The sequence below is a fragment of the Bradyrhizobium sp. WSM1253 genome, assembly GCF_000244935.1.
In the GTDB taxonomy this organism is placed as follows: Bacteria; Pseudomonadota; Alphaproteobacteria; order Rhizobiales; family Xanthobacteraceae; genus Bradyrhizobium; species Bradyrhizobium canariense.
Map to the genome: position 1 here is coordinate 7,521,910 of NZ_JH600073.1, position 26,373 is coordinate 7,548,282.

The 26,373-nt window shown below is 64.3% G+C and carries 24 protein-coding genes and 1 pseudogene; 12 read left to right on the forward strand and 13 right to left on the reverse strand.

The genetic code is table 11. The features are described 5' to 3' along the window. Nucleotides 1–41: 41 nt before the first annotated feature. Nucleotides 42–1,030 (reverse strand): annotated as a pseudogene (locus tag BRA1253DRAFT_RS36315) (ABC transporter ATP-binding protein). 264 nt (nt 1,031–1,294) lie between these two features. Between BRA1253DRAFT_RS36315 and BRA1253DRAFT_RS36320 the strand changes: the two are divergent. After that, the gene (locus BRA1253DRAFT_RS36320) at nt 1,295–1,999 is read left to right on the forward strand and encodes a GntR family transcriptional regulator (protein ID WP_007602564.1); all 705 of its coding nucleotides are present in this window, start codon (nt 1,295–1,297) and stop codon (nt 1,997–1,999) included. An 18-nt stretch (nt 2,000–2,017) separates the two neighbouring features. Here BRA1253DRAFT_RS36320 and BRA1253DRAFT_RS36325 read toward each other — a convergent pair whose 3' ends face one another. Continuing rightward, nucleotides 2,018–2,227 carry a hypothetical protein gene (locus BRA1253DRAFT_RS36325; protein ID WP_007602565.1) on the reverse strand — a complete coding sequence of 70 codons (210 nt, stop codon included), beginning with the start codon at nt 2,225–2,227 and terminating at the stop codon, nt 2,018–2,020. A gap of 804 nt (nt 2,228–3,031) precedes the next feature. Here BRA1253DRAFT_RS36325 and BRA1253DRAFT_RS36335 point away from each other — a divergent pair. After that, a complete protein-coding gene (locus BRA1253DRAFT_RS36335; protein WP_245286045.1) occupies nt 3,032–4,327 on the forward strand; it encodes an amidohydrolase family protein in 1,296 nt (431 codons plus the stop codon). Between the two features lie 15 nt (nt 4,328–4,342). On the opposite strand, the gene BRA1253DRAFT_RS36340 is transcribed toward BRA1253DRAFT_RS36335, so the two are convergent. After that, nucleotides 4,343–5,272: a tripartite tricarboxylate transporter substrate binding protein gene (locus BRA1253DRAFT_RS36340; protein ID WP_245286046.1), complete on the reverse strand. Its 930-nt coding sequence runs from the start codon at nt 5,270–5,272 to the stop codon at nt 4,343–4,345. Nucleotides 5,273–5,435: 163 nt separating this feature from the next. Then, complete coding sequence (locus BRA1253DRAFT_RS36345; RefSeq protein WP_007602570.1) at nt 5,436–6,248, reverse strand: helix-turn-helix domain-containing protein; 813 nt, start codon at nt 6,246–6,248, stop codon at nt 5,436–5,438. 320 nt (nt 6,249–6,568) lie between these two features. Between BRA1253DRAFT_RS36345 and BRA1253DRAFT_RS36350 the strand changes: the two genes are divergently transcribed. Then, nucleotides 6,569–8,329 (forward strand): CYTH and CHAD domain-containing protein, encoded by a 1,761-nt coding sequence (locus BRA1253DRAFT_RS36350; protein ID WP_007602571.1) that lies wholly within the window; start codon nt 6,569–6,571, stop codon nt 8,327–8,329. Between the two features lie 131 nt (nt 8,330–8,460). On the opposite strand, the gene BRA1253DRAFT_RS36355 is transcribed toward BRA1253DRAFT_RS36350, so the two are convergent. From BRA1253DRAFT_RS36355 to BRA1253DRAFT_RS36370, 4 genes are all read right to left on the reverse strand, one after another. After that, complete coding sequence (locus BRA1253DRAFT_RS36355; RefSeq protein ID WP_007602572.1) at nt 8,461–9,087, reverse strand: transglutaminase-like cysteine peptidase; 627 nt, start codon at nt 9,085–9,087, stop codon at nt 8,461–8,463. Nucleotides 9,088–9,417: 330 nt separating this feature from the next. Then, nucleotides 9,418–10,029, reverse strand: a complete 612-nt coding sequence (locus BRA1253DRAFT_RS36360) for a PilZ domain-containing protein (protein ID WP_007602573.1) — start codon at nt 10,027–10,029, stop codon at nt 9,418–9,420. Nucleotides 10,030–10,097: 68 nt separating this feature from the next. Further along, nucleotides 10,098–11,264: a CynX/NimT family MFS transporter gene (locus BRA1253DRAFT_RS36365; RefSeq protein WP_007602574.1), complete on the reverse strand. Its 1,167-nt coding sequence runs from the start codon at nt 11,262–11,264 to the stop codon at nt 10,098–10,100. A gap of 71 nt (nt 11,265–11,335) precedes the next feature. Then, entirely contained in the window at nt 11,336–12,577 is a 1,242-nt protein-coding gene (locus BRA1253DRAFT_RS36370; protein WP_007602575.1) for an MFS transporter, read from the reverse strand. 254 nt (nt 12,578–12,831) lie between these two features. Between BRA1253DRAFT_RS36370 and BRA1253DRAFT_RS36375 the strand changes: the two genes are divergently transcribed. From BRA1253DRAFT_RS36375 to BRA1253DRAFT_RS44060, 4 genes are all read left to right on the forward strand, one after another. Then, nucleotides 12,832–13,983: a zinc-binding dehydrogenase gene (locus tag BRA1253DRAFT_RS36375; protein WP_007602576.1), complete on the forward strand. Its 1,152-nt coding sequence runs from the start codon at nt 12,832–12,834 to the stop codon at nt 13,981–13,983. Between the two features lie 93 nt (nt 13,984–14,076). After that, nucleotides 14,077–15,816 (forward strand): serine hydrolase, encoded by a 1,740-nt coding sequence (locus BRA1253DRAFT_RS36380; protein WP_007602580.1) that lies wholly within the window; start codon nt 14,077–14,079, stop codon nt 15,814–15,816. A gap of 14 nt (nt 15,817–15,830) precedes the next feature. Further along, nucleotides 15,831–16,244, forward strand: coding sequence for a VOC family protein (locus BRA1253DRAFT_RS44055; protein ID WP_007602581.1), 414 nt, complete (start codon nt 15,831–15,833; stop codon nt 16,242–16,244). Nucleotides 16,245–16,358: 114 nt separating this feature from the next. Next, complete coding sequence (locus BRA1253DRAFT_RS44060; protein ID WP_007602582.1) at nt 16,359–16,871, forward strand: hypothetical protein; 513 nt, start codon at nt 16,359–16,361, stop codon at nt 16,869–16,871. A gap of 37 nt (nt 16,872–16,908) precedes the next feature. Here BRA1253DRAFT_RS44060 and BRA1253DRAFT_RS36395 read toward each other — a convergent pair whose 3' ends face one another. Both BRA1253DRAFT_RS36395 and BRA1253DRAFT_RS36400 read right to left on the reverse strand, forming a co-directional pair. Next, nucleotides 16,909–17,262, reverse strand: a complete 354-nt coding sequence (locus tag BRA1253DRAFT_RS36395; RefSeq protein ID WP_007602583.1) for a cupin domain-containing protein — start codon at nt 17,260–17,262, stop codon at nt 16,909–16,911. Between the two features lie 52 nt (nt 17,263–17,314). Next, on the reverse strand, nt 17,315–18,055 hold the full coding sequence (locus tag BRA1253DRAFT_RS36400) for a metallophosphoesterase (RefSeq protein ID WP_007602584.1): 741 nt from the start codon (nt 18,053–18,055) through the stop codon (nt 17,315–17,317). Nucleotides 18,056–18,423: 368 nt separating this feature from the next. On the opposite strand from BRA1253DRAFT_RS36400, the gene BRA1253DRAFT_RS36405 reads away from it, so the two are divergent. After that, nucleotides 18,424–20,418, forward strand: a complete 1,995-nt coding sequence (locus BRA1253DRAFT_RS36405; protein ID WP_007602585.1) for a DEAD/DEAH box helicase — start codon at nt 18,424–18,426, stop codon at nt 20,416–20,418. Between the two features lie 65 nt (nt 20,419–20,483). On the opposite strand, the gene BRA1253DRAFT_RS36410 is transcribed toward BRA1253DRAFT_RS36405, so the two are convergent. Continuing rightward, nucleotides 20,484–20,993: a GNAT family N-acetyltransferase gene (locus tag BRA1253DRAFT_RS36410; RefSeq protein ID WP_007602586.1), complete on the reverse strand. Its 510-nt coding sequence runs from the start codon at nt 20,991–20,993 to the stop codon at nt 20,484–20,486. Between the two features lie 147 nt (nt 20,994–21,140). Between BRA1253DRAFT_RS36410 and BRA1253DRAFT_RS36415 the strand changes: the two genes are divergently transcribed. After that, a complete protein-coding gene (locus BRA1253DRAFT_RS36415; RefSeq protein WP_007602587.1) occupies nt 21,141–21,521 on the forward strand; it encodes a hypothetical protein in 381 nt (126 codons plus the stop codon). Nucleotides 21,522–21,534: 13 nt separating this feature from the next. Here BRA1253DRAFT_RS36415 and BRA1253DRAFT_RS36420 read toward each other — a convergent pair whose 3' ends face one another. Further along, the gene (locus BRA1253DRAFT_RS36420; RefSeq protein ID WP_007602588.1) at nt 21,535–22,089 is read right to left on the reverse strand and encodes a PAS domain-containing protein; all 555 of its coding nucleotides are present in this window, start codon (nt 22,087–22,089) and stop codon (nt 21,535–21,537) included. Between the two features lie 448 nt (nt 22,090–22,537). Between BRA1253DRAFT_RS36420 and BRA1253DRAFT_RS36425 the strand changes: the two genes are divergently transcribed. Then, a complete protein-coding gene (locus tag BRA1253DRAFT_RS36425; protein ID WP_035995689.1) occupies nt 22,538–23,374 on the forward strand; it encodes a rhomboid family intramembrane serine protease in 837 nt (278 codons plus the stop codon). Nucleotides 23,375–23,563: 189 nt separating this feature from the next. Further along, the gene (locus tag BRA1253DRAFT_RS36430) at nt 23,564–23,992 is read left to right on the forward strand and encodes a CBS domain-containing protein (protein WP_007602592.1); all 429 of its coding nucleotides are present in this window, start codon (nt 23,564–23,566) and stop codon (nt 23,990–23,992) included. On the opposite strand, the gene BRA1253DRAFT_RS36435 is transcribed toward BRA1253DRAFT_RS36430, so the two are convergent. After that, entirely contained in the window at nt 23,993–25,033 is a 1,041-nt protein-coding gene (locus tag BRA1253DRAFT_RS36435; protein ID WP_007602593.1) for a patatin-like phospholipase family protein, read from the reverse strand. It abuts the gene before it with no gap. Nucleotides 25,034–25,273: 240 nt separating this feature from the next. Here BRA1253DRAFT_RS36435 and BRA1253DRAFT_RS36440 point away from each other — a divergent pair, with 240 nt between their 5' ends. Beyond that, nucleotides 25,274–26,347, forward strand: a complete 1,074-nt coding sequence (locus BRA1253DRAFT_RS36440; protein WP_007602595.1) for a hypothetical protein — start codon at nt 25,274–25,276, stop codon at nt 26,345–26,347. Nucleotides 26,348–26,373 lie beyond the last annotated feature (26 nt).

Sequence of the window (26,373 nt, forward strand, 5' to 3'; positions counted from 1 at the left end):
TCACTGACTCCTCTGTTGCGCATTCCGGTGATTGATCGGCGCTATTGCAGACGTTGCGCCTTGGCGGGATCCCAGGTGGCCAGCACGCGATCGCCCGGCCGGAACTGGTGGACGTCGAAGGCGGCCTCGGGAAGGTGGGAGAACAGGGCGGTCCCGTCTTCGAGCGTGAGCGAGACGGCGATGTAGGAGCCCTGGTACTCGGTCTGGGTCAGCAGCGCCGGCGCGCCGACCGCGCCGTCGGCGATCGGCACGATGCCGAGCTGATCGGCGCGCACGGCGATGAGTTTGCCTGCGTCGCTGAGGACGTTGTGGCCGCCGATGAAGCGCGCCACGAATTCGGTGCGGGGATGATGGAAGATGTCGCGGGCGCTTCCCTGCTGCTCGATCCTGCCCTGGTTCATCACGACGATGTGGTCGGCCAGCGCCATCGCCTCTTCCTGGCCGTGCGTGACCTGAACGAAGCTGATGCCGAGCTCGCGCTGCAGCCGCTTCAGTTCGCCCCGCATCTTCACCCGCAGGAACGGGTCGAGCGCCGAGAGCGGCTCGTCGAGTAACAGGATCTGCGGCTCGGTGATCAGCGCGCGCGGGCCAGCGCGACGCGCTGCTGCTGGCCGCCGGAGAGCTGTGCGGGGAGGCGGGCCGCGTAGGGCGTCATCGCCACCAGCTCGAGCAGCTCGCCGGCGCGCTTGTGCCGCGTCGCCCGGTCGATGCCGCGCATTTTCAGGGCAAACGCCACGTTGTCGATCACGGTGAGGTGTGGAAACAGCGCGTAGGACTGGAACATCATCGCCGTACCGCGCTTGGCGGGTTCGAGATCGGTGACGTTCTGCGGGCCCAGGATGATGTCGCCCTCACTGACGGCCTCGTGGCCGGCGATCATGCGCAAGGTCGAGGTTTTGCCGCAGCCGGAGGGGCCGAGCAGGCAGCAATAGGTGCCGGCCGGGATCTTCAAATTGACGGTGTCGACCGCCAGCGTCGTGTCGTAGCGCTTGGTGACGGCGACCAGTTCGAGGGCGGCGGGAGTGGCCATGGCGTGTCCGGGGCGAGGGCGATGCTGCGCCTCTCTCCGCAAGGTCCATGCCAATCGCGCTTGAATCGTTCTCGGCCGGCCGAATTCCAAAACAATGCAGCGGAGTCAGATCGTTAGATCGAATCCCTCGGGCGTGGGCGGCTCGTTGCCTTCGCAGCTGCGTGCACACAAAACAGGCGCGGATTGTATAAAGTTTCGCCTGTGATTGGATACAGCTGGTCGATTAGGATTCGACGCCATCTTCGACGATCGAGTCCTCACCCCATGGCCGCCAAGTCCCGATCGAAATCCGACGCGCCAGATGCGAGCGATCGCGTCAGCCGCATCCGGGAAGGCGTGACCGCGGCGATCCTCGAGCATCGCCTGCTGCCCGGCACGAAACTCGGCGAGGATGAGATCGGCGAGATCTACGGCGCGAGCCGAACGCTGGTTCGCACCGCGCTTCAACAGCTCGCGCATGAGGGCATCGTCAACATCGAGAAGAACCGCGGCGCCTTCGTCGCGCGGCCGACGCCTGCGGACGCCCGCGAAGTGTTCGAGGCGCGCCGCCTGATCGAGCCGACGATCGTCGACCACGCCGTTGACGCGGTGTCGCCGGCCTGGATCGGGCGTCTCCAGCGCCATCTTGCCGAGGAACGCGAGGCGGAGCTGCGTGGCGATGCGCGTGCTTCGGTCCGCCTCTCCGGCGATTTCCATCGACTCGTCGCCGAGATGAGTGGCCACAGCATCTATCTCGGTTTTCTCAAGGAGCTGATCGCGCGCTCGTCGCTCATCATCCTGCTCTACCGCCGGCACGACACGCCGGCCTGCGGCACCGATCATCACGCCGGCATCGTCGCTGCGATTCGCAAATGCGACAGGGAAGCCGCGCGCGCGCAGATGTTGTCGCATCTGAACGAGATCGAGGCCGAGCTGTTCCTGAAGGATCCAGCCGACGAGTTGCGGCTCGCGGACGTGCTGGGCGCGTGAGCAAGCTGCGCCGGCGGCTTATGGCGACGGAGATCCTTCGTTTCGCCTGACTATCTTCAGCACCAGCAAACCTGCGCCAAGAACCAGGAAGAGAACGCCGAAGAAAGTCGTGCCGCCGGATTCGAAGGTTACACCGACCGCGGTCAGCAGGCATCCGAGGATGATTGCGAAGAGCCCGCCGAGCTTCTTGACCAGCAGGACATATCCGTCACTCGTTTGTGCTACCATGTTGCGCCTCGTTCACTTGATGTAGGGCTGTCCTCGCGTCTCCCTTCGCCCATGACCCTCTCGCGTAGCCCGTGGCCGATCGTATTCCAGCGCACGGGTATTGCAATCTCGCGTTGAGAGTTGCTCTTCGCTCTTTTGATTTGAGTTCGATGCAAGCGCGACAGTAGCGCTTACACACGTGCCGAAAATTCCCGGCGTTTTGTGCAGTCATCCATGTCTCATAGAGTCGTATGGCTGAAATGCAAAATCGCCTTATGGTTGTAAATTGACTCGCGGCGATGATGGGAATCAACTGAAGCGTGAGCGTCGAGTTCTAGAACGGAGCCGACATCAGGTGAATCCGTTCTGCGGAGTGCTGCCATGGCGCGAGCTCTGGCTGACGAACGAGAGATTGCCTACGTTTCGACCGGCCACTTGTCCGCTCCCGAGATTGTGCAAGCGCTGGTGAACGAGGCGCAGCGGCGGTTTCAATCAATCGCGACGGAACAAACTCGCAGGTCTACCCTGCGCTCGCCCGCGTTCCGAGCGAGCTGTTCGGGGTCTGCGTCGTCGGAACCAGCGGACAGGTCTAGGCGCCGGCGAGGTCTCATCATCCTCACCGGCTTTCCGCTCACGGGGCTCTGGGTCCTGGGATTGCTGCTCGGCATTGACCTGTTGTCCCACGGCATCGGATGGCTGAGCCTTGCATGGCGGCCTGCAGCTGCCGCTGCCTAGCGCGCGCACCGGATGCGGAGAGCGAAGATGCGGGGTTTGGGTTCGCGAGCTGGACTCGCGAGAGCTGCCGTTCTGCTGACGTTGGGGACGATGAGCATCTTCAGCCCGTCGCCTGCAATGGCCCAGCAGGACTCCGCCGTTCTGTTCCGCAGCGTGCGGATATTCGACGGAAAGAACGGCGCGCTCTCTGCCTCATCCAATGTTCTCGTCAGGAACAAGACGATCGAGAAGATCTCGGCCACGGACATCACGGCAGAAGCCAAGGTGATCGACGGCGGCGGCCGCGTGCTGATGCCGGGGCTGATCGACGCGCATTGGCACGCGATGCTGGTACGGCCGACCCCGATGGCCGTGCTTGCAGGTGACGTCGGCTACAACAATCTGCTCGCTGCCACTGAGGCAGCGGCCACGCTGATGCGCGGCTTCACCACCGTGCGTGACATGGGAGGACCTTCGTTCGGATTGAAGCAGGCCATCGACGAGGACCTCGTTGCGGGTCCACGCATCTATCCCTCCGGCGCCATGATCACCATTACTGCCGGCCATGGCGACTTCCGCCAGCTTGCCGATCTGCCGCGAACGATCGGCGGCATGCTCAGCCGCATGGAGCGGATTGGCGGCAGCATGGTCGCCGACAGTCCCGACGAAGTCCGTGTGCGGGCGCGCGAACAGCTGATGCAGGGGGCTTCGCAGGTCAAGCTCACGGCGGGCGGCGGTGTCGCGTCGCCGTTCAGCCCACTTGATGTCTCCACCTTCACCGAGCCCGAGCTGCGCGCCGCCGTCGAGGCCGCCGACAATTGGGGCACCTATGTCGCCACCCACGCTTACACGCCGGTCGCGATCCAGCGCTCGATCGCGGCCGGCGTGAAATGTATCGAGCATGCCCACCTCATCGACGAGGCGAGTGCACGGCTGATGGCGGAAAAGGGGATCTGGTTGAGCACGCAGCCATTCCTGGATATCTCCGGCGCCGCCGCGCTGGGACCAGCGGAGCAGGACAAGATGCGGCAGGTGGTTGCCGGCACCGACCGCGTCTACGGGCTGGCGAAAAAGTACGGCATCAAGACAGCGTTCGGGACCGACGTCCTGTTCTCGCAGGCGCTGGCGGACAAGCAGGGCGCGATGCTGGCCGCGCTGACGCGCTGGTATACGCCGGCCGAGGCGCTGACCATGGCGACATCGACCAATGCCGAATTGCTGGGATTGTCGGGCCTGCGCAATCCCTATCCCGGAAAGCTCGGTGTGGTCGAGGAGGGCGCGCTGGCCGATCTCCTGCTCGTCGACGGCAATCCGCTCGAAGACATCGCCCTGGTCAAGGATCCCGCCAAGAACTTTGTGCTGATCATGAAGGGCGGCAGGATTTACAAGAACAGTCTCGCGCAGTGAGGAGCCGCCCCGAATCTATTGTGGCTCCAATCCGAGAGTCTTGATCGACTCGAGCCAGATCGGCCCTTCTTTTTCGTAGAGAGCAATCGAGGATGCGCGATCCATGGCCGGCTGGTCGACGCCGAAGGCATCGAGCAGCTTCTGCACGCGCTCCGTCTTGCCGCCTTCGACCATCAGCTTGGCCAGCATGTCGATCCGGTCTGCAGGCATCGCAGCAGGCGCCACCAGCGCGGTAAAGCTGATGAGCTGGAAGACATTGCCGGTGACCCCTTGCTCGGCAAATGTCTTGGTCTCGGGCAGCTTCTTCATGCGCACCGGTGTCGGCACGGCAATTGGGCGGCCGATGCCGGTATCGAGCACCGGCAGCGCGGCCTGATAGCTTCCGACCGCCGCCTGGATCACCCCGGCGGCAAGATCCTGCCACATCGGCGCTTCGCCGCGATAATGCACGATGGAAATGTCGAGACCGAATTGTCGGTTGAGCTCGGCGATCGCAATGTGCGCGAACGAGCCGATCCCGTACGAGCCAGCCGTGACCTTGTTGCTACGTGCGTACGCGACGAACTCTTCGATCGTCTTTGCATTGGTGGCGGAATGGACCACCAACGGCAGATGCCCCGAAGGCGTCACCGCGACGATCGTGAAATCCTTGTCCGGATCATAGGCCAGCGATTTCAGCAGCAGCCGGTTACCGAGCAAGGTGGACGAGATCGTGTACATCAGCGTGTAACCGTCGGCCGGGGAATCCTTCACCGACTGTGCCGCCAGCGCACCGCTGGCTCCGGTCTTGTTTTCGACAATGACCGGCTGGCCAAGCTTCTGCGAGATATAGTCGCCATAGGCGCGGGCGAAGGCATCGGTGATGCCGCCTGCCGGCGTGGAGACGACGATCTTGATTGCCCGGGTCGGCCAGGCTTCGGCCCAAGCCGTTTCAGAAGCGGCCATCGTCAGGCATGCAATCGCGGCAGCCCAAATTCTCGCGGATGTCCGCACTTCGGCCTCCCCTTTTCCCTGTGTCATTGGGCAGCCGGCAGCCGCCGCAACGAGGTGTCACATGGGCAAGGAGGAGGGTCAAGAAATCAAAATATCGTTTCACTGTGTGAAATGGTCACGGCCGACCTGCAGGAGAGCCTGGCGCAGCAAGCTTGGCGCCGAGCGCCTCGGCAAGTGCGGAAGCGACCTTCTTCATCGGAGGTACGAAGCGGCGTATGCCTTCCTCCGGACTGACCGCTTCGCGGAGCATCATCACGTTCATGCTGCCGAACAGCCGGTTTTGAAGCGCGACGGGAACGCCAAGCGCCCAGACTGCGCCGCCGAAGATACTGCGGCTGTAGCTGTCGTCCATCACCGCGAACCCGGCTTTGCGGATCGTGCGCAGCGCCTTGGTGAGCTTGTCGGGATTGCGCGCCAGATCGTTCCAGGGCTCGGGACCGAGGGCAAGCCGCGCGGCAATGCGCTCCTGCTCGGCAGGCTCGCAGAAGGCGAGATAGGCGCGTCCCATCGAGGTGCCGAGGACGGGAAAGCGAAAACCCGGCGGGCGGCTGAACAGCAGCGATCCGTCCACCCGCGTCGTGTGGGCGATGACCATGGACTCCTGATCGAGCACCGCGATGTCTGACGGCCAGTGGATCTGCTTGCGGAATTTGTTGAGGATGGGTTCGGCGATGCCGCCAATCCAGGTCGGCTCGTCATAGCCTGCGCTGAGCAGCAGCGCGCGTCCCGTCGGCGCGTAGCTGGCCGGCTCGGTACGGCGCACCACATAACCTTCATGCTCCAGCGTCTCGAGCATCCGGACGATCGTCGCCTTGTTGAGCCCCGTCGCCTTGTGCAGCGAGCCGACGGTCGACCGCCGTTCCTGGTTGATCACCCGCAGGACTTCGAGGCCCCTGGACAACGCGATGACGGGACGGAACGACGTCATGGCAGCTCCTTGTGATTGCCGTGCCGGTAGCCGATGAAGCAACCCGGAGGGACAGGGCAGCGCGCTCGACGCCATCGCCACCGATTGCGGGAAGGCTGGCATGAGTCAAGCTCGCTGACGCGTTCATCTCGGTTTCGAGCAGAGCGGAATTCGCAGTCAATTCGATCGCTTGCAGCGCCCGGCGGCAATTTAGTTCCTGTGGTCAAGCCGCTCGCGGCCTCGTGTGGACGGTGGGGTACTGCGACGTAAGGTGACTATTCCTCGCGGGCGGCAGCGGCTATACGCTGTCGCTCTGTCATTGAACTGTCATGTTACCTCAAATGCTGAAGTCAGACGCAACGCCGGTCCGCAAGCATCCGAGCGCGCGGGATGGGAGTCCTGTTGCGAAGGACAACAAGAGAACGCAAGCCGTCGCCGGCTTCCTCAGGCAACGCGAACCCGCCGCGGAACCTGTGATCGTCGAGGGCGCTGTGATCGATCAGACGCCATCGCAAGACGCGGAACCGGCAACGGAACCACTCCGGTCGAGTGCTGCCGCGCATGGCGCCGGTGAGATCGAACTCAAGCTTCTCGTCGATGCCGATCGCATGGCGCATTTCAACGCTGCGCCTGTGATCGCGACGAACGCGCGCAACAAGGGCACGCGCAAACATCTCAAGTCCGTCTATTACGACACGCCGGAGCGGACACTTCGGCGCAACGGCTTGAGCCTGCGCGTTCGTCAGAGCGGTGCGCGCTTCGTTCAAACCGTGAAGACCGATGCGGTGGACGATCCACTCCGCCGTGGCGAGTGGGAGGCGAGCGTGCCTTCGCTTGCGCCCGACCTCGCTTTGGCAATGCCCTTCATTCCTGAGAAGCTTCGCGGCCACCTGGAAGCGCAGCCGCTCGAAGCGGTCTTCACCGCCGATGTCCATCGCCATGCGCGGCTGATCGAGCTGCCGTCAGGCGCGGTCGAGATCGCCTTCGACCGGGGTGAGTTGACGGCCGGCGACCGTTCACTGCCGGTGAACGAGATCGAGCTGGAGCTCAAGAGCGGCAGCGCGGGCGCGATCTACGAGATCGCGCTGCGGCTCGCGGAGCACGGTGACGTAAAGCCGTCGATCCGCACCAAATCGGCACGGGGGTTCGATCTTGCCGCCGACAAGCCGCCCTCGGCGCTTCGTCCGCGAAAACTTCGCCTCGATCCGTCAGTGACATTGGACGAGGCGTTCGCGACGATCCTGCGCTCCTGCTTCCTCCATCTGCTTCAGTCGCTGCCGGCTGCCGAGGACGGCCGCAATCCGGAAGGAATCCATCAGTTGCGCGTCTCGCTGCGCCGGCTGCGGTCGGTGCTGGATCTGATGCATTCGGCGGGCGTGTCGAGCAACGTCGACACGCTGCGAACCGAAGCCAGATGGCTGGCGCAGGATTTGTCCGCCGCGCGCGACTGGGATGTGTTCCGGCTCGATACTTTGCCGACGATCGCAACAGCCTGTCCGTCGGTCGCGGGCTTTGACGCGCTGGGCCAGGTTGCGGCCGAATGCCAGTCGGATGCCTATCGCAAGGCGCACGATGCGCTCGACGATCGCCGCTGCGCGATGTTCCTGATCAGCCTCGGCGGGTGGATCGAGACGCGGGGCTGGCGCAACGACATCGCCGCGCAGGATCTCGGCCAGCTCGCCGACCCCGCCGTCGACTTCGCGCAGCGCATTCTGTCGGAGCAATATGCGAAGGTGCTCAGGCGCGGCCGCCGCTTCAAGTCGCTTCCCGCCGAAGGTCTGCACCGCGTACGGCTCGCGACCAAGCGGCTGCGCTATCTCAGCGAGTTTCTGCTGCCGCTGTTCGCAGACCGCAAATCCGCGCGAAAATTCTCGCGCAGGCTCGCCGGCTTGCAGGAGCAGCTCGGCGCCTTCAACGACATGGTGGTGACGGCATCGTTGCTCGACCGGCTTGGTGCCGAGCCCGAGGGTGCCATTGCCGCGGCGGCGATCGCCGGCTGGCAGGCGCGCGCGTCGGTCGGGGTGCAGCCCGCCCTGCAAAGCACATGGCGCGATTTCACCGCCGCGCGCGTGCCCTGGTCGCGGCAGACGCCGCAGAACTAAGCGAAGTACATCTTTAAAAAAGTTGCGCCCAGCCATTGGGGGATGGCTGGGCGCGCGCGAACCGGTCTGGGACGGGGAGGGGTGGGGATGTGACCGGTCGCGTATCTCTTTCGTTTGTCTCTACTGATCTGCTACTGGTCCCTTGCGCTGGCGGTGGAGACCGCCGGCTTGGTGTCGCCGAGCGAGATCCAGACATTCGGATCGCTCTGCGACTGGCGCTTGACGAAGCGGTAGCCGGTCTCCGTCCAGGCAACGACGTTCTCGTTCTGATTGTCGAGAACGAACTCGCCCTTGTCGGTCTTCACCGTCAGCACCGCGTGTCCTTCGCCCTTCTTGTCGCGCACGACGGTGATAAGCAGGGCCTCGCGCGGCCATCCGGCATCGATCAGCATCTTGCGCTTCAACAGCACGTAGTCTTCACAGTCGCCGTAGCCGTCCGACGGCAGCGACCACTTTTCGATCACGCCCCAGTGCTCCTGGTCGGTCAAAGGCTTGACGGTCTCGTTGACCCAGCGATTGACCTTGACGAGGTCGCGCCATGCAGCCTGCGACATCACGATGTCGCGCGGTCGCGTCGGTGCGCCCTGGCACTGAGCGGCATTGTCCGCACAGAACTCGACCCAGCCGATCGGCGCACGCGTGGTGTCGCCGAGGCTTGCGTAGAGCAGACGGCCTTCGCCGGCCTGCGCTGCCGCGCTCATTCCGAAGAGCATGGCGGCCAGCGCCATTCTCTTCCCCTGTCCCCTGAAATCAAACATTGCGGCCCCCGTTTCTTGTTGGGACCACATTGCGCAGGGAGCTTTTGAGTTGCCGCTAAGTCAGTCAAGTCAAGTCGAGACGAATACAAGTAAAACGCGCGGCGAATTCGATCTATACTTGACTCAAACTTGAATAAAATTCGATATGACTGCAATTGATTCAAATTTTATCGATTAACGCGGAAACGCTGGCGAAACCGTTGTTTGCACGCACCCGCGACCTCCGCGTTAACCCGCGCGAGGCCCGTCACGACCATGAAAAAGGCGGCGTCCGCATCGCGGAGGCCGCCTTCAGTACTGGAAATGCAGTGGTTTTGGTGCCTTCGCGCTTTACCGCGCGGTAACGCTCTCTTCGAGAGTTTCAATCGGCTGCGAATGCATGAACTCGAGCGCGAAGCCGTCTTCGAGGTTTCGGACCACGCGACCCTGCACCCGGCCGAGCAGAACCGTCGATTTCAGCGGGGGACGGTTTTCCGCGGCGATGGCTGCGCCCGACAGCGAGAGGTCGATGATGCGGCAGGTCATCTTGGTGCCGTCCTCGAGTGTCAGCACCGCGATCGGGTTGCGCGGCACGATACGATCGTGGCGGCGGTCTTCCGGCAAATTGAGGATGTCGCGGTTGGCGAGCCAGGTCAGCTGTGCCGCAAGCTTGTCGCGCTTTCGCGGCGTCGCACCGACCGTCATGGCGAAGCCATTGTCGATGATGCGGGTGATCTTGCCCTCGACGCGGCCGATATGGTCGAGATAGGCGACCACGCGGTCGCCGACATTGCCGATGCCGGGGGCCAGCAGCGCCAGCCCGCCCGGCGACATGTTGATCACCTGGCAGGGGAATTCACGGCGGTCCGGCAACATGTAGCGGCCGAGCAGGTGAACCTTCACCCGCTGGAAACGCCGACGTTCCTCGGCGGCCGGAAGAAATTTTTTGTGCGCCAACGCCATTTTCACAACCCGCCCCCCCGCCTGGCGGAGTCCGGGACCACCCTAAGGTGCACAGGGTTAATGCTACGTTAGGATCGGGCGCGGCGATGACGAACAGACACGATGCGTTCGAAAAGCCACATCAGGGGCGGGCAGGCCAGCACCGTCAGCGCGCCGAGGTCGAGCGCGACGGCGGCAGTGCCGGCCGATTTGGCGAGCCGACCCGCCACCGCCGGCCCCAGCATCATCGCGGCATAGAAGAGAGTGTAGAACACGCCCATCCCGACCGCTCGTGTCTCCGGCGCGAGTACGCGGGCGGCCAGGCTCATGATCGGGCCGGCGGGAAGGCCGCCGATCAAGCCGCCCAGGACGAGGATCGCGATCACAGCGTCGGACCGGGTCAGCCAGGCCAGCAGGGCGGCCACCACGAGGCTCGCCGCGATCGCCACGACAAAGGGGCGCTTGGTGCGATCGGCGAGATATCCGCCTGATGGCACCGAGATCACCGACAGCCACATCACGAGGCTGATCGCCGAGCCTGCCGCCGCAATGCTCCAGCCGCGCTCGACGAGCAATGAGGGGCCGAACGAGAAAATCATGGCGAAGCCGATATTATAAAGGCCCCAGATCGCACCCGCGACGATCACCGCCAGAAGCGCGAGCGGATCAAGCAGCCTGGAGCCGGCCGCGCTGGCGGTTGCTCCCGGCGGCGATTGGTAGAAAATGATCAGCACGATGCCGATCGCGGTCAGCGCGCCGGCCACGAGGAACACGGCGCCGGCGCCATACGCCGTGCCGATCGCCGGCAGCACCAGCAGCGAGATCGCAACGCCGGCCGGCCAGGAGTTGACGAAGATCGCCATCGCGGTGGCGATCTCCTTCCCCGCAAACCAGTCGGTGCCCATCTTGGTGAGTTGCACCGTCAGCAGCACGCCGCCGGCGCCGGAGGCGAGCCGGCCCGCCATTTGCCAGCCCCAGACGTCGGTGGTGGCCATGACGAGGCTGCCCGCCGTCATCAGCAGCAGCGCCACGATCGTGGTGGGCTTGTCGCCGAGGGTGCGGCCGATCGCGCCGCCCGGCAGCGCCAGCACGATGCCCGGTGTGAAATAGAGTCCGATCAGGATGCCGATATCGGCGAGTCCGACGCCGAAGCTCTGCTGCAGCAGCGGCGCGACCGCGGCCACGCTCTGGAATTGGAACGCGATGGTGAGGCGAACGACGAACAGGATCGCAAGTATGCCCCAGCGATTGCGCAACGCTTCATCTCCCCAAACCCTATATCGAGCGTGCGGTGGGGAGACGCCGGAGTCAACCGCAAGCTCTGAGCTTACGACTTCCTCGTCGCACGCCGATAGAGGAGACATAGCAGCGCCAGCAGCACCGCGGCCGAGAGCCCGAGCGACCAGTGAATGCCGATCGCCGCACCGAACAGGCCGACCGTGATGCCGCTGAAGGCTCGCATCCCGAGCCCGGCCATGTTGTAGAGGCCGACGACGCGGCCGCGAATATCGGACGGCGCGTTCAACTGCACCAGCGCCAGCGCCATTGTGTTGAACGACAGCTCGAAGAAGCCTGCAAAGAACAGCAGCACGATCGCGACCGGATAGATCCGCACCGAGGCGAAGCCGAGCAGCGCCACGCTCCACAGCATGGCGAGCAAGATCGCGGTGCGCGGCGTGCCCTTGAGCCGTCCCCATGATTCCAGCGCGATGCCGGCGAGCAGCGCGCCGGCAGCATCGGCCGCGAGCAGCACGCTATAGGAGATGCCGGGATCGCCGTGGCCGAGATCGCCGGCAAAGCCGGGCATCTGTGCGTGATAGGCGTTGCCGATCATGAACGAGGTGAGGCCGGCAAGCCATGTCATCGCCGTCAGCACCGGCTGCGTGCCGATGGCACGGATCGTCAGCATGATGTCGGCAAGGCCGCGCACGGCGAAGCGCCGCACAGCGACACTCTTGTCCCGCACCGGCGCCCAGAACAGCCACAGCAGCATCGGCAGATAGAACAGCGTGTTGAAGATGATGCCATGCGAGGTGCCGAGCGTCAGCATGATGATGCCGCCGACGGCAGGTCCGACCAAAATGCCGAGATAGCGCGCCATCGCATTCAGCCGCACCGCGCTCGGAAGATCGGCGGGGCCGACGAGATCATAGAGCAGCAGCTGGTTCGGCGTCTGCCACAACACGCCGGCGCAGCCATGGATCACCAACAGCAGCATGGCGTGCCACATCTCGATGGTGTCGGTGATGAAGAAGAAACCCCATCCGGCCGAAGCAACGATGAACAGCAGCATGCCGCATTGAATGATGCGGCGCGGATCGACCCGGTCGGCGAGCCCGCCAACCGCGACCGAGAACAGCAGGAACGGCAGCCAGTGCGACAGCACCGCAAAGCCCGCCAGCGCCGGCGAATGGAATTTCTGGAACACCACCCAATAACTGATCACATGCTCAATATTATCCGCCATCATCGCCAGCACGTAAGCGATGAACTGGAGCCGGTACGGCACCGACTTCATCGCCGCGAACGAGCCGGACGCGACGACAGGATTTTGAGGGAGGGGGTTCAAGCGGGCACCTGGGGTGGGACTTTTCGCGCCGTGCCTACACGTTCGCCGTCGAGCGCTCAAGACACTTGGGTGTGTGAGGACAGCGGTCCCGTAGCCCGGATGAGCGAAGCGATATCCGGGAACGCCGGCCCCGCGTGTCGCTTCGCTCATGCGGGCTACGAGGCCGCGGCTTGGCACGACCGTGCATCTCACATACGCTGCTCGTCAGCTCGCACCAATCAGCCATAATAAAAGCGGGCATCGAGGAAACCTCTATGGACCAGATCCGCGTCTGCACCCACGCAGGGCCGGGCAGCGAACCCGTCATCCGCTCCGTGCCGTGGCCGAAGGTCGGCCGGAAGGCGGCGCTGATCAAGGTCGGTGCGTGCGGCGTCTGCGGCACGGACCTGCACATTTTGAAGGGGCACTGGCCGAAGCCGCTGCCGTGGCCGTTCACGCTCGGCCACGAGCTCGGCGGAATCATTATCGAATGCGGCGACGAATTCACCGAGGACTTCATGAGCAAGCCGCTGAAGGTCGGATCAAAGGTGATGATCCCGCCGCTGATGCCCTGCGGCCGTTGCTATTACTGCATCCATTTTCCGCAAGTCGCCAACAAGTGCCTGACGCCGGTCTATTACGGCCGCTATCTCGGCTTCGACAAGGCGCCTCACATGTGGGGCGGCTGGGCCGAATATGTCTATGTCGATCTCGGTATGCTGCCGGGCACCAAGATCTACAAATTGCCTGACGACATGTCGCTGCGGCTGGGGGCGCTGTCGGAGCCGCTGACCTCCTGCATCCGCGCCTTCAATCGCGCCAGCCGCGCCGGTGGTTTCACCTGGGGCGACACGGTGGTGATCCAGGGCTCGGGCCCGATCGGCATTCTCGCGGTTGCCGCCGCGCAGGAGATGGGAGCAGGGCGCGTCATCTGCGTCGGTGCGCCGGAGGAGCCGCGGCTCAAGCTCGCGCGTGAGTTCGGCGCCGAGGCAACGGTGAACATCGACGAACTGAAATCGCCCGAGGCACGCATCGCCCGCGTGCGCGACATCGTCGGCGGCTTCGGCGCCGATCTGGTGATGGATTGCTCGGGCCACCCCTCCGCCGGCCCCGAAGGCATCGAGATGCTGCGCGACGGCGGCACCTATGTCGAGATGGGCCAGTTCACCGACGCCGGCTCGATCGAGACCTCCTGGCACCGCATCTGCACCAAGGATCTCAACGTACTCGGCTCCTGGGGTTTTACCGGCAACGATCTGCCGCTCGGCGTCGACATGCTCTATCGCACGGCGGACAAATATCCCTGGCTGAAGATGCAGACGATCTATCCGTTCACGGAAGAAGGCGTCGCGCAGGCGGTCAGGGACGCGATGGCGATGAAGACGGTGAAGTCGACCATCGTGCCGTGGCCGGAATTGGTGGAATGAAGAGCACGCTATCGCGAAAAAAAATCGTATCCCGCGACTTCCATTTGACGTTGAACCAGCTAGCCTGCGCACCTCGCAAGGCCGGCAGGTGTCATGAACATTTCATCCGAATTTCCCGACGTTTCCTTCGCATCCCTTATCCCCGACATCGACCGACTTGCCGCTGACGCGATGGCGGTCTGGAAGGTGCCGGGCGCAGCGCTCGCCATCGTGCAGGACGGCAAGGTGGTGCTCACGCGCGCCTACGGCCAGCGCGACGTCGAGGCCGATCTGCCGGTCACGCCGCGTACACAATTCGTGATCTGCTCGATCACGAAATCCTTCACCGCGACCGCGATTGCATTGCTGCATAACGGGGGGCTGCTCGACTGGACCAAGCCGGTCCGCGACTATCTGCCGGAGTTTCGCCTCTCGGATGCGGTCGCGACCGAACGCGTCACCGTTCGCGACCTGCTCAGCCATCAGTCGGGGTTACCGCGACACGACTGGCTTCACCTGCCCGGAGACCTCGCGCCGGCCGAGATGCTGCCGCTGATGCGGCATCTCGAACTGAGCCGGGACATCCGCGCCGCCTGGCAATACTGCAACCTCTGCTATAACGCCGCCGGTCTCCTCATCGAGCGCGTAACCGGCCAGAGCTATGAGGCTTTCGTCCGCGAGCGTCTGACAAACCGGCTCGGCATGACGGCCAGTTTCTCGCTCGATGAACTCGAAGCTGCACAGGAGCCGGCGCGGCCCTACAAGATCGACGTCGACACGCGGTCGCCAGCGCTGCGGCTGCCGATCCGCACCACGGCCGCAGGCGCCATCAACACGTCGGTGGCCGATCTTGCCAACTGGATGCGGCTGCATCTCGGCAGGGGCGAATTCGAGGGCGAACGCCTGCTGCCGGCATCGCTGGTGGACCAGCTGCACGCGCCGCTCGCGCCTGTTGGCAACTCGGAATTTTCCGAGTTCGGCCACTGGCACTATGGATTGGGGCTTCAGTCGAACACGTATCAGGGCGAGCGCGTAGTATTGCACAGCGGCGGCTGGAACGGCTGGGGCTCGCTGATGACGCTGGTGCCGGACGCCGGCATCGGCGTGGCCGTGCTGACGAACCGCAGTCGAAACGAGGTCACATCGATCCTGACGTGGTACATCATCGACCGGCTGCGCGGCCGGGAGCCGGTCGACTGGCTCTCACGCTTCCGCAAGATGCGCGACGACATCATCGCTCACATTCCTGCCAACAAGGAGGTGCGCGAGAAAGCGCGTCACAGGGACACAAGGCCGGCGCATGCTTTGTCCACTTATGCGGCGGACTATGCCCATCCCGCCTATGGTGTCATATCGATCCGCGAGCGGGACGACGCGCTGCACTGGTCGTGGCGCGGCATGGGCGCGCCGCTATCGCACTGGCATTTCGAGACGTTCGTCACGCCGGAGATCATCGACCAACTCCACCCGGACAATCTGCCGATCACCTTCCAAACCGACCGCGACGGCAATATCGTGCACCTGTCGGCGCCCCTGGAGCCGATGGTGAAGGACATCGTGTTCGCACGCCGTGCCGCCGGCCATTGTATGGATCCTGCGTTTCGCGAGCGATGCGCCGGGCATTTCAAGAGCGGTGGCGTGAACCACAACGTGAGTCTCGACGCCGAAGGCCGGCTGATCTTGAAGTCCGATTTCCAGCCGGCCTATCGTCTCGAGCCGCAGCAGGGCCGCCGGTTTCGCATCGTCGAGCTGGACGGTTTTGCCGTCGAATTTCGCGGAGAAGACGATCGGGTTGACCAGATCGTCCTTCACCAGCCGAACGGCATCTTCGTCGCGGACCGCGTCGCGGAATAGGAGGGAGACCACCCATGGAGCCGCCTTTAGGTGACCCGAGCTCGCCCTTCCGCGCTATCCGCGCGATCGACTACACCGTCATCTTCGTACGCGATATGGTGGCGATGCGCCGCTTCTACGAGGAGGTTCTCGCATTTCCGGTGCTGCGGGAGTTGTCGGCGAACTGGATCGAGTACGGCCTGGGCCCTAACACGTTGGCTCTCGCAAAGCCGGGCCGGACTGCGACTGACGCGCCTGTGCCGCACAGGAGCGCCTCGCTGCAACTGGCCTTCAAGGTGTCCGCGGCCGAAGTCGATGCATGTGCCGACGAACTCGCACGCCACAGCGTGGCGCTGCTGTCACCGCCGACGAACCAGTCGTTCGGGCACCGGACGCTGTTCTTCCGCGACCCTGACGGCAATCTCTTGGAGGTCTATGCGGAGATCTGAACCGCGCAGCTGCGGGGCTGTGCACGAAAAGTTCCACAGAAAATCCGCGAGTTATTCACGCCGGGGTGAAACTTAGGCCCGGGTTTCGGCTTTCAGTTCACGGGAGAGTTCATCGTGAAGCGGATCCTGAAACCCGTCACTTACATCCTGGCCGCCATCTACTTCCTGGTGGATGCGGTCTTCATGGCTGTGGCGAGGCCAATCTCGCGCTGGACCGGGCGGCATCTCCAATTGAAGCGATTGCGCGCCTGGATCAGATCGCTGTCGCCTTATTGCTCGCTCGCCCTGTTTTCCGTGCCCGTCATCATCCTGGAGCCGGTCAAGCCCGTGGCAGCCTATCTCGCGGCAACCGGCCAGGTCCTGAGCGGGGCCGCGACTTTTATCGTCGGCGAGCTGCTCAAGCTCGTGCTGGTCGAGCGCCTGTTCCATCTCACGCGTGACAAGCTGATGCGGATTCCGGCATTTGCCTGGACGTACGGCAAGTACTCCGAGGTGAAGGCGTGGCTGCAGGCAACCGACGCCTGGCGCGCCATCCGCGCACTGAGCCGCGCGGCCAGGGACACTCTTGTGCGGGCAAGAGCTAGACTGGTCGGCGGCTTCAGCAGCCTGGTGACCTCCAGGGATTAGGGCTGCAGGCATAGAGCTGCGCTGGGCGAGTTGCCCTCTATGCGAGCTTGCGGGCCCCGGCGGTGGCTTTGTCGCCCGTATTCGGCGTGCCGGTCGGCTCGATCAGCAGGAGATGAACCTCCTCGCGCGCGACCAATCGATGCTCAACACCTTTGGGCACGACATAGAGTTCGCCCGGACCGAGCGTCACCGTGCGATCCCGCAATTCGATGTCCAGACTGCCTTTCAGGACGAGAAAGAAATCGTCGGTGTCGTCGTGCTTGTGCCAGGTGAATTCTCCCTTCACCTTCACCACCATCACGTCGCAATCGTTGAAGGTCGTGATCGTGCGTGGCGACCAGAAATCCCCAAAAGTCGCGAGTTTGTCGGCAAGCGAAATGCCGTCGGCCATGTGTTCTCCCGTTCTTCCGTGCGGCACGATTTGGGTCGAGCGATGCCAGCAGCTATTTGACATATCCCGACGATATGGCCCGCGCCCATTTCGGGTGGTCGTTGGCGAGGGCACGGGACGATGCGGCGTCCCAATCGTATTCGAGGGCCAAGAGTTCGGCCTGCCAGCCCCTTTGTCGCTTCGTGAGGATTGCATATCGCGCGTGCGGCGAGCGGTATTCCAGGTTTGCGGCAACGGGAATGTCTGCGAAGACCGGGCAACCAACGCTCCCTGGATTGAGAACCAGACAGTCATGAGGTCCGTGAACGACGGCCTGGCGGTGGCTATGACCACACAGCACCACACGCGCCGTCGGCTCACTCGCGAGGCGCATTGCCAGCACGTCGCGGCGTGCCGGTACGAAGCGGCCGTCGTCGAGCGTTTCTTCCAGCAGGCATGTCGTATCGTTGTCGGGCGTGCCGTGGCAGGCCAGGATACCATCGTCCAGCCGTATTTGGGAAGGCAGGCTGTGGAGTGCGAGACGTTGCTCCGCAGTCAATGCGTTGCGCGCAAACAGGCCTGCGGACGAGAGCTTGTCGTCCGGAAACTCCTCAATCCAGCGATCATGGTTTCCGCGTACGGTCGGCAACGACAGCGCCTCGAGAGCTTCGAAAGTCTCTTTCGGCCACAACGGACTGGTGACGCAATCGCCCAGGTTGACCGTACGATCGACGCCACGCGCCTTGATGTCGGCCAGCACCGCCTCCAGCGCGGCAAGGTTGCCGTGGATATCGGAAATGACTGCCAATCGCATCGTCGTGCTCCCTAGTCCAATCGGCCTGAGCTTAGCCCTGTTGTGCGTCTCCGGCAGCTCCAACCGCGCATAATTTAAGCGAGGTGGCCGTGAAAATCTGCAGCCTCGCCCCAAAATCCCGCTATATGCAGCAAAACGGCTCGAAAACGCTGGATGTAGTGGGTCGAGCTGGCCAGTAAGCTTATTCTCGGCATCGCCAAAGCCATGCGTCATAGGCATGGTGATTTGCCCGCACTTGGCGTAAAGAGCGTCCAAATCAAATCACCACGCGTGCGGCTGGACCATTTGCCGCCTACGCAGCTTCAGGTCGCGCGGCTCGACGTTCCGCGCCTGGACCAACCAAGGTTTATCCCGTGTCTTTTCCGACCATGAGTGCGCCGCTCGCCCGAGCTTTGGCCGAGCGCAACTACGACCGTCCGACCCCCGTTCAGCTCGCAGTGCTCACGGACGAGGCCGCTGACCGCGACCTCTTGGTTTCGGCCCAGACCGGCTCCGGCAAGACGCTGGCCTATGGGCTGGCCATGGCCAAGGACCTGCTGGGTGACGCCGAGCGGTTCGAGCGGGCGGGTGCACCGCTCGCCCTGATCGTGGCGCCGACCCGCGAGCTCGCGTTGCAGGTCCATCGCGAGCTGGCGTGGCTGTACGAGCATGCGAGCGGGCGCGTCGTCTCCTGCGTCGGCGGCATGGACCCCAGGCGCGAGCAGCGCGAGCTTGCGGCCGGCGCTCATATCGTCGTCGGCACGCCCGGCCGGTTGTGCGATCATTTGCGCCGCGGCCGTCTCGACATCTCGGAATTGAAAGTGGTCGTGCTCGACGAGGCCGACGAGATGCTCAATCTCGGCTTTCGCGAGGACATGGAGTTCATCCTCAAGACCACGCCGGACACCCGCCGCACCCTGATGTTCTCGGCGACATTCCCGCGCGGCATCGTCGCGCTGGCCAAGCAGTATCAGCAGCGGGCGTTCCGGATCGAGGTCGCCGGCGACGAAGGCGGTCATGCCGATATCGAGTACCGTGCGATCCGGATCGCGCCCGGCGATGCCGAGCACGCCGTCGTCAACGTGTTGCGCTTCTACGAGGCGCCGAGCGCGCTGGTATTCTGCAGCACGCGCGATGGCGTCCGGCATTTGCAGGCGGCGCTGCTGGAGCGCGGCTTCTCCGTGGTCGCCCTGTCGGGCGAATTGACGCAGAACGAACGAACCACGGCGCTGCAGTCGCTGCGGGACGGACGCTCGCGCGTTTGCGTGGCGACCGACGTCGCCGCCCGCGGCATCGATCTGCCGAGCCTCGATCTCGTCATTCATGCCGACCTGCCCAACGACGCCGAGGTCATGCAGCATCGCTCCGGCCGCACCGGCCGCGCGGGCCGCAAGGGGACGAGCGTCATGCTGGTGCCGCCCGTGCGGCGGCGGCGTGCGGAAATGCTGCTGAACGTCTCGGGCATCGACGCGGTCTGGGGGACGGCGCCGCAGCCGGATGAGATCCGCAAGCTCGATCATGAGCGCATGAAGGACGTGCTGTTCACGGAGGAGACGACCGCCGACGATCTGGCGCTGGCGCAGGCGCTATTGGCCGAGCGGTCGGCCGAGGAGATCGCCGCGTCTCTCGCACGGCTCTATCGCGCGCGGCTGCCGTCGCCCGAAGACATCATGGATCCCGGCGAGCGAGCTGGCCGGCCGCGCGAGGATCGCGGTCGCAACGATACGCGCGCACCGCGCGACGATGTCCGCGCTTCGCGTGGCGATGACCGCCCCGAAAGGGCTCGACCCAAATCGGGGAAATCGTCGAAACATGGCATGGCCGATGGCAGCGTCTGGTTTCGGGCCAACATCGGACGAAAAAAGAATGCGGAAGCGCGCTGGCTGTTGCCGATGATCTGCCGCCGTGGCGGTATCGACAAGAACGATATCGGCGCGATCAAGATCATGGACACCACGACCGAGTTCGAGATTTCCGAGCGGGTCGTGGAATCTTTCGCCGCCAAGATCAAGCGTCCGGACAAGGAAGACAACATTCGCATCGAGTCCATGGCGGATGCGCCGCAACGGCAGGCATCTTCGGAAGAGCGGTCCCACGCGCCGCGGCGCGAGAGCAGCGACAGCGACCATCGTGAACGCCGCGACGATCGCCCGCGCGAGCCGGGCGGGTTCAAACCGCAAGGCAAGCCACACGGCAAGACACACGGCAAATCGCACGAAAAGCCATACGGCGAGCGTACGCCGAAATTCGACGATGCTCCTTCCTTCGCAAAAAAGAAGAAGCACAAGAACAAGCCGGGCTATGCTGAGCCCTCGGTCACGTCGTGGTCTGAGAAGGGCGCTCCCGGGAAAAAGCCGAAGACGAAAAAGAAGTATCGCGCCTGACTGCAGCTGCACGGCGCGGACGGCAATGATGCTGCCGGATTTCACCGGCGGCATTATCTCGGAAATCAAGTCTGAGCAGCGAGGTCGCGCAGCATGTATGTTGCGCTGTCGCTGTAGGTCGCGAGCTTTGCCCGCAGCTTCGCATCAGTCGTGACGGACCGAAAGCCGAGACGCTCCCACAGCGGCCGCGTGGCGTAGACCGACACCAATGCGAGCGTCGCAATCGCTGACGCGCGCGCGAGCTGTTCGATTGCCAGCACATAATCGCGCACGACACCGCCGCGAAAATCAGGCAGCACCGCGACGTCGTGCAAATAGAGGCAATCCGCATCGTCGGGCAATTGCTCGAGCAACCCGTCGAGCGGGGGAATCCGGTGCTGCATCCAGGGATGCGCGAGACCGTAGCCGACGATCCCGTCGTCCGCGACGAGCACGCGGCAGCCGTCGGGATAGAGCCGCATTTTTTCCGCGAGCACCTCGGGGCGTTCAGGCAGATCAGGATGGATCCGCACTGCGATCGTGCTGATCGCCGGCAGATCGGAGGCGCGCCCGGGACGCCAATGCGGCTTGCTCATGTCGATCCGTCGTTCCGTCTCAATCATTTCCAGTTTATTCCGATGCGAGGATGCGTGCAGCGAAAAATATCTTTGCCGCCATCTCAGGAATACGACGGCTCGCGCGGCGTCCTATCGATGCAAGCCCATTGCATGACAGGAGAGACCATGACCACAACCTCGATCCGCCTCGCGCTCACGCTCGCAATATCGCTGGCGCTGGTTCCCACTGCTTTCGCGGCACCGCCGGCCGAGACCGGCAAAGGCAACGTGCTCACCGATGCCAAGGGCATGTCGCTCTATACTTTCGACAAGGATGCTGACGGCAAGTCGGCCTGCAATGGTCCGTGTGCGACCAACTGGCCGGTGCTGAAAGCCGAGGCCAGCGATGCCGCCGCCGACGGCTACACCGTCATCACGCGCGACGACGGCTCGAAGCAGTGGGCCTACAAGCGCAAGCCGCTCTACACCTTCGCCAAGGACACCAAGCCCGGCGACGTCACCGGCGACGGCTTCCTGAACGGCGCCTGGCATCTGGCGATGCCGTGAGCAGGGTGCACTGCTAGCGCAGCCCCTCATATACCATCAGCCCGCGTGCGATCTGCAGCTTGCGGACCGCGCGTGGCAGCAGTTTTTCCGGCTGATGCAGATAGCGCCAGGAGGTGAGGGCGAAAGGGCCAAGGGCGCCGCATTCGTCGTCGAACGGCGCGAGCACGCCTGTCACGCTCACCGGTGTATGCGGGCGGGCGTTGAACGGCAGCAGCAGCAGCTCGAGATGCGCCTTGCTGCCGTCCTCGCGCGCGGCGGTGACGCCGGCGATTGCGCCGAGGCTCTCGTCGGCGACGATGGTCGTGATCTCCTCGATCTCGCGGCGGCTAGCCTCGTTGAACAGCGCCGCAAAACTCGAGTCCTTGAGGTCGCGCCCTGCGAGCGCGCAAACGCGCGTGCCGGCGACGCGGAACGGGAAGCCGAGATGGGGCTCGCAGGACAGCACGAAGATGTCTCCGAGCAGGCCGCGCACGGCAGCCGGATCGATATCGGCCCGGTCTGGCGCCCGCGCAGTGCCGCGCTTTTCGTTCCAATATGCGAAGAATTCGCGGCTTGACGGATGTTTCATGACTGAACGCTTACCCCGGGGCGCAACCTCGCGGGACAAACCTGTCCCGCTTCAGTGCAGCCGCGATCCCTGTGTTGTTGTGCAGGAGGGGCTTTGCAGCGTCCATGCCGCAGCGGCGTTTTCGGCGTCCCTGGCGCTGCCTTTGCGTCGTTAACGTTAAGTTAACTATGCGCTTTCCGCGCGCCACGCCGCTGCTATGGTGATCGCGGTCGCAAGCTTCGCCGCTTTTCTCCAGGTTCTCGGCGAGGCCTGTACACAGGCGTCAAACAGTTTGGTCACCGGCCGCGGGGAGGGGTGGGGATATTCCCGTCTCTCTGGGTACCGGAAGTCCGACACGGATAGGCAGGGCTTTCCCAGGGCCCTGCCTTTTCCTTTTGTGCACTTGCGCAGGGCGGGCAAAGGCGACTATCTCCAAGGCCTGTCGATCGCGCCTGAAAGCGAAGCCGCCTTGGATTCCCCGCCAAATTCTCCGCCGCAAGATCCTCCGTCGCAAGATGCTTCGCTGGCAGTGCCGGCCGTCGTTGAGGAGGCTCCGCGCGAGCCGATCCTGACGCTGCCGTTCGCGCTGACGGCCTATATCCTCTTGCTCGCGGTGATCCATCTGCGGGTGCTGCTGCCGCCGGAGCTCGAGAACTGGACCATCGACGTCTTCGGTTTCATCCCCAAGCGTTACGATTCCTCGCTGCTGAATCTGGAGATCCCCGGCGGGGCCGGCGCCAAGGTCTGGACCTTCGTCACCTATTCGCTGCTCCACGCCAATCTCACCCATATCGGCTTCAACGTGTTGTGGCTGTTGCCATTCGGCAGCGCGCTGGCGCGGCGCTTTGGCGCCATCAGGTTCTTCCTGTTCCTCGCGGTGACGGCGGCGGCCGGCGCACTCGCCCATCTCGTCACCCACGAGCACGCGGTGGCGCCGATGATCGGCGCCTCGGCCTCGGTGTCGGGCGCGATGGCGGCGGCGATCCGCTTCGCCTTCGTTCGCGGCAGCTTCCTGTCATTCAGCCGATCGGATGCCGATACCGCCGCAAGAGTTCCGGCGCTGCCGCTGTCGCGCGCGTTGCGCGACGGGCGGGTGCTCGGCTTCCTCGCGGTGTGGTTCGGCGTCAACATCGTCTTCGGCGTCGGCGCGATCGGCGTCGATAGCGAGACCACGAGCGTTGCCTGGCAGGCGCATATCGGCGGCTTCCTTGCCGGCCTGTTGCTGTTCACGCTGTTCGATCCCGTGCCGCGCGTGCGAAGCGATGCTGCGGATGCGTCATCGCAGGACATTTCGGGCCGTATTTGAACCGGCGCTTGCGGCGCCGCCCGAATTCATCCATCATTCCCGAGAAGAATGTTCCGAAGCGACAGGCCGCTAGAGGCGATGCTTCGCAAAGCGCCTGAGCGTGAAACCGGCGCTGAAACTGTTAGTTGAAGACTCGAAGAACAAGTCCGGACCGCGAACAGCGGACGGTTCCGATTCAGGGAGGCGACAATGACGGTACGTTCGATTCTCAACACCAAGGGCCACCAGATCATGAGCGTCGAGCCGGACGCGAAGCTGGCGGCCGCGGTCAAACTGCTCGGCGAGAAGAAGATCGGCGCGGTGCTGGTGATGAACCAGAGCCGGCTGGAAGGCATCCTGTCGGAGCGCGACATCGTGCGGGTGATCGGCGAGCGCGGCGCCGGCGCGCTCGACGAGCCGGTCGCTCAGGTCATGACCCGCAAGGTCGTCACCTGCAAGGAGACCGACACGGTCGCCGAGCTCATGGAGATGATGACCACCGGAAAGTTCCGCCATCTGCCCGTGGTCGACAATGGCAAGGTGGTCGGCCTGATCTCGATCGGCGACATCGTCAAGCGCCGGGTGCAGGAATACGAGTCCGAGCAGGAAGCTCTGCGCGACTACATCAAGACCGCCTGATCAGGCCTGCTGGTCGGCTTTGGGCGCGGTGCCCTCGGGCGCCGGCGCCAGCTCGTGGATGGCCTCCTGGATGGACTCCAGCGCACGCTCGGCAGCGCGGGTGCCCAGGGCAATGAGATCCTCGGAGCGGTGGAAATCGAACCAGCCGAATTGGCCGATCCGCGGTGTGATCAGCATATCGGGCGGATCGCCGGCGAGGCGGGCGCGGGTGATGCGGTCCTGCATGATGTTGAAGGCGTCGACCATCACCGAGGAGAGGCCGGGCCGGGCGCTGCCGCCGCCGAAGAACTCGCGCTTCACCGTCTTCTCGGGCGAGAAGAATCTCGGGAAGCGCCGCTTTGACGGCGGCTCTTCGGCCGCGGGGATCACCGGTTCAGGCATCGCGCCGTGCGAATAGACCGTCGTCGAATAGGTGAAGATGTCGCTGGAAAGATTTGCGGCGATGACGATTTCCGCGCCGAGCGCGCGGGCCGCCGAGACCGGCACCGGGTTCACCAATGCGCCGTCGACCAGCCAGCGATCGCCGATCAGGACCGGAGAGAAGATGCCCGGCAGCGCGTAGGAGGCGCGCATCGCGTCGACCACGCGGCCGCGCGTCAGCCAGATCTCGTGGCCGGTGCGGACCTCGGTCGCGACGGCGGCGAACTTGACCGGGAGGTCCTCGATCTGGCTCTGGCCGCAGGCGGCCTCGAGCCGGGTCGCCAGCTTCTCGCCGCCGATCAGGCCGGAGCCGTTGAGGCGGATGTCGAGGTAGCCGAGGATGTTGCGCATCCCTTGCAGGCTGCGGCCCCATTCTTCCAGCGTATCGAGCCGGCCGGCCGCATAGAGGCCGCCGACCACCGCGCCGATCGAGGTGCCGACCACGACGTCGGGCACGATTCCGTTGGCGAGCAGGGTCCGGATAATGCCGATATGAGCGAAGCCGCGCGCCGCGCCGCCGCCAAGCGCAAGGCCGATGACCGGCCGGCGGATGCTGCCCAGGCCGACTTTCTCGGTGACCTTATCGCTGTTCGAACCCCGACCCTTCAATATGTCCAGCACCGAAACTCTCCTACGCCGGGACCCGCCATCAGACTAGGCACCGTACTCGCGCTCCGCCAGAACCGGGCCGAAGCATGGTTTATGCCGGTTTGGGAAGCGCGCGGGGCAGGAGTATGGCGAGGCGCGGCTGCCTCTCGGGTAATCACGCAGGCGTCAACCGGGTTCCAAAACCTGTCGGGCCGTATTTCTCAGGGGGACAGAGGCTTGAATTTGCCGCGTTTTCGGTGAAAAGCAGGTGGCATGACTCTCGGGGGTGACGGCATCATCGGATGGCGGCGCAGCGCATCGCTGCTGCCGGCCTTGGTCCTTGCTGCCTGCCTCTATACCCTTGGCCAAAATGCTGCGCAGGCGCAGCTTTTCTCCGATCGTCCGCCGCCGGTACCGCCGGCTTCAGTGCCCGATCCCGGCGGTGCCGTCAGCCTGGCGCCGCCCTCCGGCCCGGGTGCCGGACCACCGAGCCTGCCGCCGACCCTGTTGCAGCCGACCACGCCCAGCATGCCGCCGCCCGCGGTCACGACCGTGCCGTCCGCCCCGCCGCTCAACGCGGCCGTGCCCGGACAGGGCGTGCTGTCGCTGACGGCCAAATACGGCAAGGACACCCCGCCGATCACCAGCGGCCTGGTCTGGCGCGTGTTTGCCGATCGTCCCGACGAAAACGGCACCTTCAAGCTGATCCGCGAGGACCGCAATGCCACGCCGAACATCGTGCTGCCGCCCGGCAATTACGTCGTGCACGTCGCCTTTGGCCTGGTCAGCGCGGTGCGCACCGTCAGCCTGAAGGCCGAAACCGACCGGGAATCCTTCGTGCTGCCCGCCGGCGGCTTGCGCATCGAGGGCCGCGTCGGCACCAGCCGCATTCCGCAGAACCAGATCTCGTTCGCGATCTACAAGGGCAGCCAGTTCGAATCCGGCGAGCGCGCCTCCCTGGTGCCGAACGTCGCCGCAGGTGACGTCGTGCTCCTGCCGGAGGGCACCTACTACATCATCTCGAATTACGGCGACGCCAATTCGGTGGTGCGCTCGGACATCCGCGTCCAGGCCAGCAAGCTCACCGACGTCACCATCACCCACCGCGCCGCCGTCATCACGCTCAAGCTCGTCAGCGACAGGGGCGGCGAAGCGCTCGCCAACACTGCCTGGTCGGTGCTGACCCCGGGGGGCGACGTCATCAAGGAATCGATCGGCGCCTTTCCGCGCGTCGTGCTCTCCGAAGGCGAATACCGCGCCATCGCCAAGAACGAGGGCAAGGTCTACGAGCGCGGTTTCAACGTCGTCAACGGCGTCGACGGCGAGGTGGAAGTCGTCGCGCGGTAGTGCTTGAGCGGTGATACCGCATGCGG

Coding starts and splice junctions, on each gene's coding strand:
- BRA1253DRAFT_RS36320 (WP_007602564.1), top strand. CDS start 1,295: ATGGCCGCCAAGTCCCGATCGAAATCCGACGCGCCAGATGCGAGCGAT.
- BRA1253DRAFT_RS36325 (WP_007602565.1), bottom strand. CDS start 2,227: ATGGTAGCACAAACGAGTGACGGATATGTCCTGCTGGTCAAGAAGCTC.
- BRA1253DRAFT_RS36335 (WP_245286045.1), top strand. CDS start 3,032: ATGAGCATCTTCAGCCCGTCGCCTGCAATGGCCCAGCAGGACTCCGCC.
- BRA1253DRAFT_RS36340 (WP_245286046.1), bottom strand. CDS start 5,272: ATGGCCGCTTCTGAAACGGCTTGGGCCGAAGCCTGGCCGACCCGGGCA.
- BRA1253DRAFT_RS36345 (WP_007602570.1), bottom strand. CDS start 6,248: ATGACGTCGTTCCGTCCCGTCATCGCGTTGTCCAGGGGCCTCGAAGTC.
- BRA1253DRAFT_RS36350 (WP_007602571.1), top strand. CDS start 6,569: ATGCTGAAGTCAGACGCAACGCCGGTCCGCAAGCATCCGAGCGCGCGG.
- BRA1253DRAFT_RS36355 (WP_007602572.1), bottom strand. CDS start 9,087: ATGTTTGATTTCAGGGGACAGGGGAAGAGAATGGCGCTGGCCGCCATG.
- BRA1253DRAFT_RS36360 (WP_007602573.1), bottom strand. CDS start 10,029: ATGGCGTTGGCGCACAAAAAATTTCTTCCGGCCGCCGAGGAACGTCGG.
- BRA1253DRAFT_RS36375 (WP_007602576.1), top strand. CDS start 12,832: ATGGACCAGATCCGCGTCTGCACCCACGCAGGGCCGGGCAGCGAACCC.
- BRA1253DRAFT_RS36380 (WP_007602580.1), top strand. CDS start 14,077: ATGAACATTTCATCCGAATTTCCCGACGTTTCCTTCGCATCCCTTATC.
- BRA1253DRAFT_RS44055 (WP_007602581.1), top strand. CDS start 15,831: ATGGAGCCGCCTTTAGGTGACCCGAGCTCGCCCTTCCGCGCTATCCGC.
- BRA1253DRAFT_RS36395 (WP_007602583.1), bottom strand. CDS start 17,262: ATGGCCGACGGCATTTCGCTTGCCGACAAACTCGCGACTTTTGGGGAT.
- BRA1253DRAFT_RS36400 (WP_007602584.1), bottom strand. CDS start 18,055: ATGCGATTGGCAGTCATTTCCGATATCCACGGCAACCTTGCCGCGCTG.
- BRA1253DRAFT_RS36405 (WP_007602585.1), top strand. CDS start 18,424: ATGAGTGCGCCGCTCGCCCGAGCTTTGGCCGAGCGCAACTACGACCGT.
- BRA1253DRAFT_RS36410 (WP_007602586.1), bottom strand. CDS start 20,993: ATGAGCAAGCCGCATTGGCGTCCCGGGCGCGCCTCCGATCTGCCGGCG.
- BRA1253DRAFT_RS36415 (WP_007602587.1), top strand. CDS start 21,141: ATGACCACAACCTCGATCCGCCTCGCGCTCACGCTCGCAATATCGCTG.
- BRA1253DRAFT_RS36420 (WP_007602588.1), bottom strand. CDS start 22,089: ATGAAACATCCGTCAAGCCGCGAATTCTTCGCATATTGGAACGAAAAG.
- BRA1253DRAFT_RS36430 (WP_007602592.1), top strand. CDS start 23,564: ATGACGGTACGTTCGATTCTCAACACCAAGGGCCACCAGATCATGAGC.
- BRA1253DRAFT_RS36440 (WP_007602595.1), top strand. CDS start 25,274: ATGACTCTCGGGGGTGACGGCATCATCGGATGGCGGCGCAGCGCATCG.